The sequence below is a fragment of the Vibrio glycogenivorans genome (genome assembly GCF_051660965.1).
Classification (GTDB): domain Bacteria; phylum Pseudomonadota; class Gammaproteobacteria; order Enterobacterales; family Vibrionaceae; genus Vibrio.
In genome coordinates, this window is the sequence record NZ_JBPVIS010000002.1 from 150,013 (window position 1) to 163,877 (window position 13,865).

The window sequence follows — 13,865 nt, forward strand, 5'->3', positions numbered from 1 at the left end:
ATCAACCTATACTTGCTCGTCATATAGCCATGCTCTGGCGTACAAACTTAAGGAACCATCAGTCGCTTTTTTTAAACTTTCGCATCAGTTTGCTAAGCCCTCGGGGCAGTGCAGACTTCACCACTGCAGGAGCTAACTTCTTACTACTTTTGCTTAAACGGGAAAATTGCTTGCCCAAGCCAACACCACGTGATTTAGCTTCGTGGCGTTGTCGATTACGCTGAACGTTTAACGCCTGGTTAATGTGGTTGTAAATCAGTGCTTTAAGTTCTTCAACACCGAAATGGGCACTATTATGGTCTATCGACAGCGGCATCATTGTCTCGATTGCCAATAGTTTTTGGTTATAGGCTATCGCCTGAGCAATCGTCTTTGCCTTGCCATTAGCAGGCTCCGTTAAATCGTACGGGGGCATCCACTCATCAATCGGTGATAACTGGTCCACCTGATTTAGCACGCCAATCACCACTGGCTTTTGCCGAGAGATATTCGAGGAATCGGAGTAGAAGCGTTCGATATGTTGCTTAAGCTGATTATCAGGCTCACGCGCCGACTGATTGGCTCTTAAGACCCACAAGACGATATCGGCTTGCACCAGTTGCTCTAAACACGCTTGGCTTCGTTTGTCACTGCCATCGAGCCCCGGCAAATCAATAATTCTCAGCTCCTGCCCTTGTAACAACGCACGATAAACACTCGCATCGCCTGCACTCGGCAACACATCCACCTCAGCTTGGAGCTGCTCAGAGAACTGATTGACCAGTGAAGAGCGGCCAGCTCCAGTCTGCCCAACAATCACGATCCTCACTGGCTCAAGCGGAGCAGCGTGGCGAGACAAATCCTCCGTCGCGACTTTTGAGGGCGCTACCTGCTCTTGCTCAAAGAGAAATCGTCCGCTGTAGAGTTCGATCGCAACGTAGCTTACCTCATCTAATAGGGCCTGTTTGGCCGTAAGCTGGAGATCATCCACCAAGCCTCGTGTCATACTGGCACTGAACTGCTGAGTACCTATATCTGAGATGGCCTTTACCGGGTTGATATAGAGATTCTTCGCATGATTGAGCCAAATAGCGGCTTTGACACCGTATCTGCCCGCCTCGCCATATTGCTCATAAAAGTCATAGCCCGACTTAAGGTGTGACACCTTGATCGCCTCAAGGGCAAAGCCATACTCATCGAGTAACTTGCGATAGCGACGACTGACCTCTTCGGCGAGCTTAAGCCCCTCTGGCAACGTGAAATCCAGTGCCTTCTTATCGTAGGCCTCGGCGATAAAGCTCAGCAGCTCTAGCGCCGCCTCGTCTAAATCTGACCAAAGCGTTTCTCCTGAGACCAGAGAGCGCGAAAAGGCTTGGCTGCGTTGCCAAATAGCCAGCTCGGCCGGTGACCAATCCTCGTTTGGCTCGACTAGGCTTTCTTGTTGCTCTTGATCGAGTGATATTGAGTCTGAGTTATCACTTGCGGGCGTATGCTTAGCGCGTTGACGCATCAAATACAGTGGAATACTCACAACCAAAGTAGAGAAAGCAATGGCGAGAGATAAAGGCAGTAGATAGCCATATTTAAATGCTAGAGCGACACCAAACCCCGCCATAATCGTTACCGGCAACACAGCTGAAGCGACAGCGATCCCCCAGCGGCCGCCACTGAGTTGATAGAGTAAGATAAACAGTTGCTTAATTTTTCTCATGACCCGCCGCCGATTGCCCTCGTTTTAGTGCAGCTTGATACACCTCGCGCAGTGTATTTTCTGCAACCGGTTTACCTTCTCGCAGATGGTAGAAGTAGTAACACGCCGCTCTGCCCAAACCGTAGGTTGTGGCAAAACTCATCACTGCAGCACTGACGGCGCCTACTGTTTGACCATAACCTGGGATCAATTTAATCACCTGACGGCTGGCCAGTTTAATCGAGTACTGCAGCGCGACGCTAGTGCCAAGCGCTGCGATAAATTCGCTAAACATACGCTTGCTCCACTCGAGTCCATATTGATTGGCTAAGCTGTGCAACATTTTTGCTTGAAGAGCAGGTACTGAGACAAGACCCACTGCAGGAACGAGATCAGAGCCTGATGCACCGCCAGCGTACCAAAGGACTTCTTTTTCTAAGTGGGCAAAGTTTTGCTCTTCTAGGTTACGGTGGTTTTGTTCACTGGCCAGCAGCGCCACCATAGGCAAAATCTCACTTAGCTTATCAATCAAAGGCTCTAGATTGTAAGGTCCGTGCTGATCACCGATAAAGTCGACCGTCTGTGAGACGATTGGCCCACCCCATGCCTTCTCAACCTGCGCGTGCTGAAACTGATTGAGCCGCTCACGCTGCCTATCATCGACCGACAGACAATGGCTGTTGACCAATAACAAGTGCCGTATTTTACCCTGGCGTTTGGCGACCTTAAGGGCATTGAGCAGCGCCCCCTGCTCCGTCTCATCAAGCCGGACTAAGGCAACAATCGCGTGACACGATTCTCCCAATGTCGCGAGATCATCACTCGGATCATAGTCAGCCTCCCCCAACCCACGCGAGTCGTAAAACCGCAGCAGTGGCTTTTGCTGGGGGAACAGGTACTCCTGAGCATGTTGGGTGCACGGAGCGAAGCCATTACCAACCTCTGCCGACGACTGCCGCGTCATGGCTTGAATAAATGATGATTTCCCTGCCCCGGTTTTTCCCAAAAGCCATAATGTCGGTAAGGGCTGTTCAGCCAGCGCTTCGCCGATAACAAGCTCTGGGTTTTCGCTCGGGTTAATGTACGCTTTAATCTTGTCAAACATATCGCTGATAGCTTTCTCGGAGGTTACTTGCCAAGTTCTAAGTTAAAGTCTAGCTGAGCCTATCTATTCATTGGTACACAGAAAGACGGTCTTGTGTCTAACTAGACCTTGGTGACCTTTTTGCCATCTTACACAAGCGCTTAGAGTAAAGGCAAAATATCTGTCTGCTTCGACTCTAAATCACCGTGATAACATGCTAAACTCTACGCCATTCGGGACATCTATTGTCCGACTTCATTCAACAGAGAACCACCATGCCTTTCGCACAACTTGGCCTAAGCCAACCACTGAACTCTGCTCTTGAGCAACTTGGCTACCACAAGCCCACCACTATCCAAAACCAAGCGATCCCTGTCATTCTTCGTGGCGATGACTTGATTGCTGCGGCGCAAACCGGTACGGGTAAAACCGCGAGTTTTGTCCTCCCAATGCTTGAAAGACTCAGCCAAGGTCAAACACAACGTAAAAAGCGCATTCGTGGCCTGATTCTCGCCCCTACCCGCGAGTTAGCGATCCAGGTTGAAAGCAAGATCCGAGACTATGGCCAGCACCTATCCCTGACATCACTGGCGATGTATGGTGGTGTTGATGAGCAGCAGCAAAAGCAGGCGCTGATTGAGGGCGTGGATATATTGGTTGCAACACCTGGCCGTCTTTTGGATATGTATGGCAAGCGCGCGGTGTATTTCGAAGAAGTTGAAATGCTGGTTCTCGATGAAGCGGATCGCATGCTCGACATGGGCTTTATCGAGGACATTAATAAAATCCTCGACCGCCTGCCAGTCGACATTCAGCACCTACTCTTCTCCGCTACGCTGTCTAATAAGGTACGCGATCTGGCAAAAACTGCGGTTCATAACCCCTACGAGATCAGTATTGCCGCCAATCAAGCCTCGAAAGCCAATATCGAGCAGTGGCTGATCACGGTCGACAAGGACAAGAAATCGGCACTACTTAGCCACTTAATTCAAGAAAGTAACTGGGATCAAGCGCTTATCTTTATTGAGACCAAACACGGCGCCGCCAAGCTGGCTAGCCAGTTAGAGAAGCGCGGCATTCACGCCGAGGCGTTTCACAGTGGTCGCAGCCAAGCTGTTCGCACTCAGCTGCTAGCCGATTTTAAAGCGGGTAAGATCAAATACATGATTGCGACTGGAGTTGGCGCGCGTGGTATCGATATTGAAGGGCTCACCCGAGTGATCAACTACGATCTGCCTTTCCCTGCCGATGAGTATGTCCACCGCATTGGCCGTACTGGCCGCGCTGACGCGCAAGGTGAAGCGATCTCGTTTGTGTCAAAGGACAACTTCAAGAACCTTTGTATGATTGAAAGTCGCTTGGGCCACCTTATTGAGCGACGCGAAGTCGAAGGTTTTGCTCCACGCAAACCCGTACCGATTTCGATTCTGAACTACGTGCCTAAACACAAGCGCGAAGCAAAAGAATCATAATCACGACGGCGGCTGCTTGAGTCGCTGCTCAGTGCTCTTACCCCGCTGTTTACAGTGGGGTATCGTTGTCACTATCGCCTGCGATACTTGGCTAAGGCGCTGAATAAATTAAGCGCTACTTACGCAACACATCTAAATTTGGCCTCTATTTCAAAACCTTGTTGAACTTCATTCTCTACCTGTGACTCAGTAAATATCCATACTTCCTTGGTCGTCTTTCTGGTTTCAAAAACGGTGACTTCCCCTGTTTGGGTTTGCTTAATTTCAATCACCTCAAAGTTGGGTCGCTGCTCGACCTCGCACCTTGATTTCATAATCCCTACCAACATATTAAATGTTCTGGTCTTAGTTGATCCCTCAACAATGGTCAGAAACTCATTCTCGCCTACCAGGATCGCCCTGTCAGACATGTAAAGATTGGTGCAGCCTACCAATGATAGAATCAACACGACAAGTAGTACCTTCACTGTCAGTCCCTTATTTGAATGTACATCACCACATCGGTTATATACTCATTCGGCATAACCTACTTGCGGTAAGATCAACAAAAGCTCGGAAAACAAATTTTGCCGAGCTTTATTATTGACCAATTATTAAACACAATCAGTAAGCCACCAGCACTGCATGACGGTGTAACTAGATAGAGTATTCACAACTTTCTAATTGCATCAACATAGTCTTTACTCCAAGCGTATTTCTTAAATACGTCTTCATAGATTGGCGCGACAGCTGACACATTCCAATTGTAAAACTCATCACTGGGTTGGATGATTTCCAATCCCTGTGCCTCAAAGTACGCCAGTGTCGAATCATTCTCTTCGATGGTCATCTCTGAGGCGAGCTGACCAAATCGTTTAGACTCTTCATCTATGATGGCCTTGTGATCGTCACTCAGCGACTGGTAAAAATCTTTATTCATTCCCAGATTGAGAGACGTGAACATATGATTGGTCACAACGATGTATTTTTGCACTTCATGAAAACCTTGCGATTTGATCGAACTTAGTGGATTTTCTTGCGCATCAACCACCCCTTGCTCAAGGGCAGTAAACACTTCTGTATAGGCCATAGTCTGCGCGTTTACCCCTAAATTGTTCGACATCGCAACAAAGGTTGAGGCATTAGGAATTCTTAAACGAACCCCTTTGTAGTCATCGGGTGAAGCGATAGGCTTGTTGGAGCTTATGACGCGAAAACCAAGAATGATGTTGGCCAGGTGCTTGACGTTATACTCTTCGAACGTGTTTTCGATGTCGTGAGAGATATCTGAGTCATAAAACTTTTGCACATGCTCATAATCTCGGAACAAGAAAGGCATTTCGACAAAACCAAGTTTATAATCAAGATCTTGCATCAAAGAACCGAAGATAGCCGCTTGGATAGTTCCATTGCGGATACTGTTGATCATCTGCTTCTCATTGCCAAGCGTCGCGTTGGGGAAGATGGATACGGTCAGTTCGCCGTCGGTTCGCTCCTCAACATTCGCCTTAAATTTCTCTAAAGCGATATGGTGAGGATGAGTCTCCGGCCAATAATGGGCGATTTTTATCTCTTTGCTATCACTGCCAAAAAAACCGAGAAAGGCGTGGCTTTGGAATGCTAACAAAGCGGTGACGCACAGTAGTACTATCCGTTTAAAACCTAACATACAAACTCCTCGCTATCCTAATAGCTGTATTGGGTACAGAATGATTTGGGGGAATGCCACAACGAGCATGAGTATCGCGATGTGGACGATTAAGAACGGCAAGACACCACGGGCAACGGCGCCAATGCCGATTTTCGAAATACTCGAGCCGACGTACAACACCGTGCCGATTGGCGGTGTGATCAACCCAATACTGAGGTTGATCACCATCAGCACACCAAAGTACACCGGGTCGATACCGTAACCGGTCACCACCGGTAACAGCACAGGGGCAAAAATAAGAATCGCAGGCACCAAGTCCATTACACAGCCGATAAATAACAAGAAGACCATGATGATCAGCAATATAACTGTTGGGTTTGATGAGATTGAGTTGAGCAAATTCGCAAGCTCATTCGGGATACGCGCCACAGTAATCGCATAGGCAGAGACCATAGCAGAGGCCGCGATAAACATAACAATCCCTGTGGTTTTGATGCTCGATAGAAAAATTTCATACATATCCGTCAGCTTGAGCTCACGATAAGCCACTGAGATAACGGTGACATAGGCCGCTGCGATTACCCCAGCCTCTGTGGGTGTAAACACCCCACCGCGTAAACCAACAATTATGAGGATGGGTAGCATCAATGCCCAGATCGCATCCTTAAAAAGCGTCCATATCTCGGCTTTGGTGCGCTTTGGGTAGGTGGGCGTCTTGCTGTTTCGATAGAGGAATTTCCAGCAAAGCCATAAGCCGGCACACATCAGTAATGCAACGGGCGCGCCGCCAATGAACAGCTTAGTGATACTCACACCACCAATGACACCAAACACAATCATCGGAATCGACGGGGGCATAACCAGAGCAATAATGCCAACCGCGCAGATTATTCCTGTGGAGGACTTTTTCGAGTAGCCCTTGGAGAGCATCATTGGAATCAAGATAGCGCCAAGTGCAGCAGTATCTGCGACGGCCGATCCTGATAGACCTGCAAAGATCAAACCAGAAATGATGGCAACATAGCCCAGCCCACCTCGAATATGACCGACCAAAGACATGGCAAACTCCACAATCCGCGTTGAAACACCCCCACGCTTCATTATCTCACCGGTCAAGATAAAGAAAGGAATCGCCATCAGCGAAAAGTTATTGGCACCATTGATAAAATACTCTGCCATGATCTGGTGATCATAGATGCCCAACACCGCTAACATCAAAGCCCCAGAAGCCAGCATCGCAAATCCAACAGGGACACCAATAAACAGCATGGCAAACAGCGAAATTAAGAAGAAATAAATCATGCCTTGCCCCCACGTTTAAATAGCAGTGAGTAAAGATTGCCAGCGTTGATCACAATAATCAGAATCGCTGCAAATACCCCTGCGAGATAAATGACCGAACTTGGTAAACCCGTTGAAGGCAGGCCTTGATTATGAGTCAGAGCAGCAAGCTTAGCGCCACCGATTAACACACTCATACTGACTAAAATAACAATCACCAAAGAGAGTGTTTGTAGTCCCTTTTTTAGTTTTGGGCCGCAGCGTTCAACCAGCACATCCACCATTAAGTGTGAGCCTTCTTTACAACCCACAATGATGCCTAGAAATACTACCCACACAAAAAACACCCGTGATAGTTCTTCAGACCATGGGATCCCTGAGTTAAACAGATAACGTAGTAGCACGTTCGCTAACACAAAACACACCATACAAAGCAATGAGGCTATCGCAAGGTAGTTGATTAACTTGTACAAATGCAGACTGAAGCGATTTTCCATCGGAACTCCCTTATCCGACCAACCCACTAAGCAAATTTCATGAATTGGTAGCACCAATATGAGATAAATATAATTTCATCCGATGTAGTTAAACTGTGATAAGTGCGTGTTTATGTCTGGATAACAACACTCTAGACCAACATTTGTGACTCAATGCTACTTTTGACGCTCTGGCTATCTAGTGCTAGCTGCTCCTCATTTCACCGAAACTTTGGTAGTACCAATTTGTACTCTTGTTGCTCAACGCTCACTGTTAATTAGGAGAAGGATGGCCATCGCTTATGATCAATACATTATCGATAGAAGGCTTCTTCAAGTTGCCTCTCCTGCGACGAGTCAAAAATAGACGACTTAGATGTTCGATACCTTTGACAATCCTATGAAATATAACAACAATGCGTTGAGTTAAGCCTGAATTAACAGAGTTGTTCTCCAATCATCATGACAGTAACAGAAGATATTATTGACGCTTTAGGTCAACAAATTGTTGATGGCAAATACCGCCCTCACGAGAAGCTACCCAACGAAAGGGAACTGGCGGTACAATTTGGGGTAGCACGCGGTCGTATTCGTGAAGCGCTTCGCGGCCTGTCCATGGCCGGCTTGGTCGATATCAAGCGAGGCAATGGTACTTTCGTTAGGCATCCAGACTCGAGGGTCGACGCCTCCACTGTCCGTTGGGCATTCTGCGGAACTAGCGCATCGATGGACGAGTTGTTGGTGGTCCGTGATGTATTGGAAAAGGGTATCTACGAGCAAGCCTATGACCAGTGCAATAATCTCGATCTAGAAGCGATCCATGACCGACTTTTCCAGTTGAATCATACCGTATCATCTAGCATAGAAGAATTTGCTGATGCGCTTGATGCGTTTGACTTAGAGATGGCGAGGATAGCGCGAAATGTTCTATTTCTCAGGCTTTTCCAGGCTTTGTTGATTCTAAGAAGAGATAAAGTAGAGGCGATTTTGGCTATCGAGGGTAGCCGTACACAAAGTTTACTGTTACGTGAGCGGATCTACATGAGTTTTCGCGAACGCAATAAACAACATGCGCTCGCAGCTATTGATGATTTCTTTTCCAAAGCCCGTAGCTTTTTAAAAGACATACCCTAACACTAACTCATCTCAAACATTAGATGAACTTGGTTTAACCCAAGTCATTGTCAGCGTAATTTAGAAGGAGGTGGCCGTCATTCACCACCTCTTAGTTATAATGTGCCCGGTCGATAACTTGACGTTTTAACTCACGTCAAGATGCCGATTTCCTGGTATCAACTCGATTTCGGGTAATTGGAAGGGAAAAACGCGCGCTTGGCTTGTTCATCAAAATCAGATTTAAATGCAATCCCCTCACCAGTTTGCCTCGCTTTAGCCACAGCAGGGCGTTGATTGACGGAATTAAACCAGCGCTCAATATTTGGATACTGACTCAGCTCGCCGTCACCTAACACACGCTCGACGCGATCAACCCATCCCCAGGCGGCCATATCGACAATGCTGTACTCGTCACCAACAATATACTCTTTCCCCTCCAGTTGTTGATTAAGTACCTCATAGTGACGCTGCGCTTCTCTAAGGTAACGGTTTACCGCGTAATCGAGCCCTTCAGGCGCTGCAAAACGAAAGTGCACCGATTGGCCAGAGAAGGGGCCAAGTCCTGAGGCGATAAACATCAGCCAAGACAAGATTTCGCTGCGATCGCTTGGCTGTCCGCCGAAACGTCCGGTTTTTTCCGCAAGGTACAATAAGATCGCGTTTGAATCGAACACCCGCTGATCACCGTCGATAATGGCGGGAGTCTTGCCATTAGGGTTGATGGCCCGATATTCGGGACTGTGCTGTTCACCTTTCATGGTATCGACCGGGATCAGCTCAAACTCCAGTTCAGCCTCATTAAGAAACAGAGCCACCTTCATTGGGTTGGGTGTGGGGTGAAAATAGAACTTAAGCATGACGTCTCTCCTTTATTTGAACGATCACTCAACTTATATTGTAACGATCGTTCAAATTCAAAGATAATGCAAGTAAAAGTCTGATAAATCACTATCCTGCCCACAATGTTTAGCTACACTTTGAACAAAAAGGGGGTAATGAACTTATGACGATACCGACGCTTCATCAGACCATCATCGATGACGCCTTCAAGGCGTTTCTTTTAGCCCTCGACGAGGGTGCTGATTGCAACCAGCTCGATCCGATAATGGGAAACTCACCACTGCATATTGCAGCGCAGCAATCCTCCGCTAAATGGGTACGACGGCTACTCGAGGCTGGCGCTTTGGTGAATCTTCAAACCCCCAAACACGGGGTGACGCCTTTGATGATCGCCGTTTGGCATCGCAATCCCGAAGTGGTCAAAATACTGCTCCTAGAGCCTGATATTAATATCGAGATCATCTCCACCTTTGGCCTTAAAGCGGAGCAGTTGATAGATTTTGGCGCGAGTGAAGATGATGCCTTTGGTGCCCAACAGAGCACAGAAATGGCGGGCTATTTTGCCCGCTATAAGCAGAAATTGAGTGCCTTGAACCAACAACTCTCCGCCTACTCTATCGTGACCGACACTAAGTTAAGCGATAGTGAGAAGGCACAAAAGCTGCGCAGCCTCTCGGACCTGTCGACACTCAACACCACCACCGCCGTCACCTGCTCCGGAAACGACGAGCATACCGCGGTGATGGTGGCCGCAAGGGATGGCCTAGCCGAGACTTTAAAGGCGCTAATGGATTTGGGCGGCGATCAGACCATTCCCGATCACTATATGAAAGCTATTCCTCTGCACAAAGCCGCCTACAATGGCCATGCTGAGTGCATCCGGGTTCTATCTCACTATCCTGGGTTTGCTGAAACCCTTAACGCCCAGGGACCGAACAATGGCTATACGCCTTTGCACGATGCCATCTGGCATGGTCACCTCGAGGCGGCTTCGGTACTCATTAAAGCGGGTGCAAATACCGAATTGAAGGGGTTTGATGGCAAAACGCCGATTGAGTTAGCAAGAGAGTTTCACTATCAAGCCATCGTCGATTTACTTGCATAAACTCTATAGGCAGGCACTACTGTTACGTTATGCCTGCCTATATTTTGCTATATCGACTAGCGGCCAAGCACCCGCTCTATTTCACCAAGGCTAGTCGGATCATCAATGGTTGACGGCACGGTATAGTGCTCGCCATCGGCAATTTGACGAATGGTGCGACGCAGAATTTTACCTGAGCGCGTCTTAGGTAAGCGGTCGACAACTAGAGCATGCTTAAAGCACGCCACCGCGCCTATCTGATCTCTTACCTGATTAACCAACTCATCCTCAAGCTCAGTCACATCGACATTGATCCCATCCTTAAGCACCACCAGCCCAAGTGGTAACTGACCCTTAAGCTCATCATGCACACCGACCACAGCGCACTCTGCGATAGCTGGGTGTCCGCCGACAATCTCCTCCATTTCCCCAGTCGACAAACGATGCCCAGCCACGTTAATCACATCATCAATGCGTCCCATGATAAACAGGTAGCCATCTTGATCGAGATATCCGCCATCCCCCGACACATAGTAACCCGGGAACTGGCTTAGATAACCGCTGGCAAAACGATCATGATTGCGCCAAACGGTGGGCAGACAACCCGGAGGCAGCGGACGCTTTAACGCCACAAAGCCCTGTTTATTGGCCTCTTGAGGCTGGCCGCTTTCATCTAAGATCACCACATCATAGCCCGGAGTGGGCTTGGTTGACGAGCCAGCTTTGACTGACATGGGTTCAATCCCCATCGGGTTGGCAGCAATCGCCCAGCCCGTCTCAGTCTGCCACCAATGGTCAATCACAGGCTTGGCGGTTTTACTCTCTACCCACTGTAAAGTCGGCGGGTCAAGTCGCTCGCCAGCCATAAAGATACTTTTCAGTCCACTGAGGTCGTATTGACCAATCAACTGCCCATCGGGGTCTTCTTTTTTAATCGCACGAAACGCTGTCGGCGCCGAGAACAACACATCCACTTTGTACTGCTCACACACGCGCCAGAACGCGCCGGGATCTGGGGTTCTCACCGGCTTACCCTCATAAAGAATCGTGGTACAACCGTGGATAAGCGGGCCGTAAACAATATAGGAGTGCCCCACCACCCAGCCAACGTCTGACGCGGCCCAGTAAACACCATCTTGTGGCATGGCATAAATGGCACTCATCGAATACTTCATCGCAACCGCATGTCCCCCATTATCACGCACGACACCCTTAGGCTTACCCGTTGTTCCTGAGGTGTAAAGAATATACAGCGGATCAGTCGAGCGCAGCGGCACACAAGGGTGGTCTTCGGCTTGCTCAACCTGCACCTGCCAATCAAGATCACGCGGCACAACCAAAGGCGCTTGGCACTGGGGCCTTTGATAAACGATGACTTTTTCCGGTTTCCAACGACTCTCCATCAAGGCGCGGTCAATCAGCGGCTTGTACTCAATGACCTTGTTTATCTCGATACCACACGAAGCAGTGAGCACCAGCTTGGGCTCCGCATCTTCAATTCTCACCGCTAACTCACTGGCTGCAAAGCCGCCAAACACCACCGAGTGAATGGCGCCAATGCGCGCACAGGCCAGCATCGCCATTGCCGCTTCAGGGATCATAGGCATATAGATCACCACGCGATCTCCGCGTGTTACCCCTTGCTCCACCAGCATGCCTGCAACTTTGGCCACCCTGTCGCGCAACTGTTGATAGGTATAGGTTTGTTGACTCCCTGTCACTGGGGAGTCGTAGATTAACGCTACCTTGTCGCCGCGCCCCTGCTGACAGTGCACATCCAACGCCAACCAAGCGGTATTGAGCTCGCCATCTGGAAACCAGCGCTCGATGCCATTGTCATCGGCTTCAAAGGCAACCGAAGGCGGTGTGAACCAGTCGAGCTGCTTGGCTTGCTCGAGCCAAAATTGCTTAGGGTGTGATTGAGCCAACTGATATTGCTTGTGATATTCAGACATAACATTCCCTCCAGCGCGATTGGCGCTGTCTACTGCTTTCACGCAATCCGAGAAAGCAAACATTCCACTTTCAATTAAAGAGCTATTGGGTGAGGGGTTGCGGCACTCGCACCGCCCCCTCCATCAACACTCTTGCGCTACGGCTCATTGTCACCGCCTTGATCTGCCAAGTGCCGTTTTCTTGACTACTTTGCGCACCCACCGCTAACGTTCCCGACGGGTGACCAAAAACAATCCGCTGTCGTGACTCACCACCGGCTGCACGGTTGACCACAGTACCCGGAATCGCCGCTGCACTCGCGATGGCGACGGCGGCGGTGCCCATCATTGCATGGTGCAGCTTACCCATCGACAGTGCTCTTACCGACAGTTGATAGTCTTGCTGCTTAACCGTTTTGCCACTCGACGAAACATAGTCCTGCGCCGGACTGACAAAGGCGACTTTTGGAGTATGTTGACGCTGTTTCGCCTCCTCAAGGTTTGTGATCAGCCCCATTTGGCGTGCCCCATAGGCGCGGATGCGCTCAAATTTGTCGAGCAGCTCAGTATCAGAATTAACCTGTGCCTGACTCTCTATGCCCGTGAGTCCCATTGACTCCGCATCAATAAAAATCGTTGGGATCCCGGCGCTAATTAGTGTTGCGTTAAAAGTCCCAACACCCGGTACTTTGAGCTCATCGATAAGCTGACCAGTGGGAAACAGCTTTTCATCAACGTCGTTTGGCGCAACAAAGCTAACCTTCAACTCTGCCGCGGCAAAGGTGACACCATCGAGGTAAAAATCACCCAACTCCTGAACTTGACCATCACAAACCGGAACATCGACTAAGATGGTTTTGCCTATATTTGCCTGCCAAATACGCACCTGCACATGGCCATCTTCCGGCACACGCTGTAGGTCAATCAAACCAGCATGCAAGGCAAAAGGCCCCACTGCAGCGGACAAATTGCCACAGTTACCACTCCAATCGATCATCGCTTGGTCAATGGACACCTGGCCAAACAAGTAGTCCACGTCGTGACCCTCACGCTCACTTCGGCTAACAATCACCACTTTACTTGTGCTCGAGGTCGCGCTTCCCATACCATCAATCTGAGCCTTATAGGGATCAGGGCCGCCAATCACGCGCTGAAGCAACTGATCCCGCACAGCGCCGGGCTCACGGGCTGCGGCCGGCAGGTCATCTAAACTAAAGAAAACGCCTTTACTAGTTCCCCCGCGCATATAGGTCGCTGGTATTGCAATCTGCTTATTCAT

General features: G+C 49.1%; 12 protein-coding genes. 3 read left to right on the plus strand and 9 right to left on the minus strand.

The annotated features are described in order from the left end of the window. Nucleotides 1-58 precede the first annotated feature (58 nt). A complete protein-coding gene (locus ACSTTG_RS05295; protein ID WP_438458246.1) occupies nucleotides 59-1,690 on the minus strand; it encodes a GTPase family protein in 1,632 nt (543 codons plus the stop codon). After that, entirely contained in the window at nucleotides 1,677-2,774 is a 1,098-nt protein-coding gene (locus ACSTTG_RS05300; RefSeq protein ID WP_438474008.1) for a YcjF family protein, read from the minus strand. Before ACSTTG_RS05300 ends, ACSTTG_RS05295 begins: the two co-directional genes overlap by 14 nt. Before the next feature lie 254 nt (nucleotides 2,775-3,028). Between ACSTTG_RS05300 and ACSTTG_RS05305 the strand changes: the two genes are divergently transcribed. Next, a complete protein-coding gene (locus ACSTTG_RS05305) occupies nucleotides 3,029-4,225 on the plus strand; it encodes a DEAD/DEAH box helicase (protein ID WP_438474009.1) in 1,197 nt (398 codons plus the stop codon). Nucleotides 4,226-4,344: 119 nt separating this feature from the next. Here ACSTTG_RS05305 and ACSTTG_RS05310 read toward each other — a convergent pair whose 3' ends face one another. The 4 genes from ACSTTG_RS05310 to ACSTTG_RS05325 all read right to left on the minus strand — a co-directional run bounded on the left by ACSTTG_RS05310 (nucleotide 4,345) and on the right by ACSTTG_RS05325 (nucleotide 7,633). Further along, nucleotides 4,345-4,692 (minus strand): hypothetical protein, encoded by a 348-nt coding sequence (locus tag ACSTTG_RS05310; RefSeq protein ID WP_438458243.1) that lies wholly within the window; start codon nucleotides 4,690-4,692, stop codon nucleotides 4,345-4,347. Between the two features lie 182 nt (nucleotides 4,693-4,874). Further along, on the minus strand, nucleotides 4,875-5,873 hold the full coding sequence (locus ACSTTG_RS05315; RefSeq protein WP_438458242.1) for a TRAP transporter substrate-binding protein: 999 nt from the start codon (nucleotides 5,871-5,873) through the stop codon (nucleotides 4,875-4,877). Between the two features lie 12 nt (nucleotides 5,874-5,885). Continuing rightward, nucleotides 5,886-7,157, minus strand: coding sequence for a TRAP transporter large permease (locus ACSTTG_RS05320; protein ID WP_438474010.1), 1,272 nt, complete (start codon nucleotides 7,155-7,157; stop codon nucleotides 5,886-5,888). Then, nucleotides 7,154-7,633: a TRAP transporter small permease gene (locus ACSTTG_RS05325; RefSeq protein ID WP_438458240.1), complete on the minus strand. Its 480-nt coding sequence runs from the start codon at nucleotides 7,631-7,633 to the stop codon at nucleotides 7,154-7,156. Before ACSTTG_RS05325 ends, ACSTTG_RS05320 begins: the two co-directional genes overlap by 4 nt. 441 nt (nucleotides 7,634-8,074) lie before the next feature. Here ACSTTG_RS05325 and ACSTTG_RS05330 point away from each other — a divergent pair, with 441 nt between their 5' ends. After that, a complete protein-coding gene (locus ACSTTG_RS05330) occupies nucleotides 8,075-8,746 on the plus strand; it encodes a FadR/GntR family transcriptional regulator (protein ID WP_438458239.1) in 672 nt (223 codons plus the stop codon). 158 nt (nucleotides 8,747-8,904) lie between these two features. Here ACSTTG_RS05330 and ACSTTG_RS05335 read toward each other — a convergent pair whose 3' ends face one another. Beyond that, nucleotides 8,905-9,585: a glutathione S-transferase family protein gene (locus ACSTTG_RS05335; RefSeq protein ID WP_438458238.1), complete on the minus strand. Its 681-nt coding sequence runs from the start codon at nucleotides 9,583-9,585 to the stop codon at nucleotides 8,905-8,907. Nucleotides 9,586-9,731: 146 nt separating this feature from the next. Here ACSTTG_RS05335 and ACSTTG_RS05340 point away from each other — a divergent pair, with 146 nt between their 5' ends. Continuing rightward, complete coding sequence (locus ACSTTG_RS05340; protein ID WP_438458237.1) at nucleotides 9,732-10,673, plus strand: ankyrin repeat domain-containing protein; 942 nt, start codon at nucleotides 9,732-9,734, stop codon at nucleotides 10,671-10,673. 56 nt (nucleotides 10,674-10,729) lie between these two features. Here the strand turns inward: ACSTTG_RS05340 and ACSTTG_RS05345 are convergent, their stop codons facing one another. Both ACSTTG_RS05345 and prpF read right to left on the minus strand, forming a co-directional pair. Then, the gene (locus ACSTTG_RS05345) at nucleotides 10,730-12,607 is read right to left on the minus strand and encodes a propionyl-CoA synthetase (protein ID WP_438474011.1); all 1,878 of its coding nucleotides are present in this window, start codon (nucleotides 12,605-12,607) and stop codon (nucleotides 10,730-10,732) included. An 82-nt stretch (nucleotides 12,608-12,689) separates the two neighbouring features. Continuing rightward, nucleotides 12,690-13,865: a 2-methylaconitate cis-trans isomerase PrpF gene (prpF, locus tag ACSTTG_RS05350; RefSeq protein ID WP_438474012.1), complete on the minus strand. Its 1,176-nt coding sequence runs from the start codon at nucleotides 13,863-13,865 to the stop codon at nucleotides 12,690-12,692.

What these genes read in the sequence shown, in the direction of transcription:
- prpF (WP_438474012.1), bottom strand. Translation starts at nt 13,865, where the DNA reads ATGAATAAGCAGATTGCAATACCAGCGACCTATATGCGCGGGGGAACT.
- ACSTTG_RS05295 (WP_438458246.1), bottom strand. Translation starts at nt 1,690, where the DNA reads ATGAGAAAAATTAAGCAACTGTTTATCTTACTCTATCAACTCAGTGGC.
- ACSTTG_RS05345 (WP_438474011.1), bottom strand. Translation starts at nt 12,607, where the DNA reads ATGTCTGAATATCACAAGCAATATCAGTTGGCTCAATCACACCCTAAG.
- ACSTTG_RS05325 (WP_438458240.1), bottom strand. Translation starts at nt 7,633, where the DNA reads ATGGAAAATCGCTTCAGTCTGCATTTGTACAAGTTAATCAACTACCTT.
- ACSTTG_RS05335 (WP_438458238.1), bottom strand. Translation starts at nt 9,585, where the DNA reads ATGCTTAAGTTCTATTTTCACCCCACACCCAACCCAATGAAGGTGGCT.
- ACSTTG_RS05315 (WP_438458242.1), bottom strand. Translation starts at nt 5,873, where the DNA reads ATGTTAGGTTTTAAACGGATAGTACTACTGTGCGTCACCGCTTTGTTA.
- ACSTTG_RS05330 (WP_438458239.1), top strand. Translation starts at nt 8,075, where the DNA reads ATGACAGTAACAGAAGATATTATTGACGCTTTAGGTCAACAAATTGTT.
- ACSTTG_RS05320 (WP_438474010.1), bottom strand. Translation starts at nt 7,157, where the DNA reads ATGATTTATTTCTTCTTAATTTCGCTGTTTGCCATGCTGTTTATTGGT.
- ACSTTG_RS05340 (WP_438458237.1), top strand. Translation starts at nt 9,732, where the DNA reads ATGACGATACCGACGCTTCATCAGACCATCATCGATGACGCCTTCAAG.
- ACSTTG_RS05305 (WP_438474009.1), top strand. Translation starts at nt 3,029, where the DNA reads ATGCCTTTCGCACAACTTGGCCTAAGCCAACCACTGAACTCTGCTCTT.
- ACSTTG_RS05300 (WP_438474008.1), bottom strand. Translation starts at nt 2,774, where the DNA reads ATGTTTGACAAGATTAAAGCGTACATTAACCCGAGCGAAAACCCAGAG.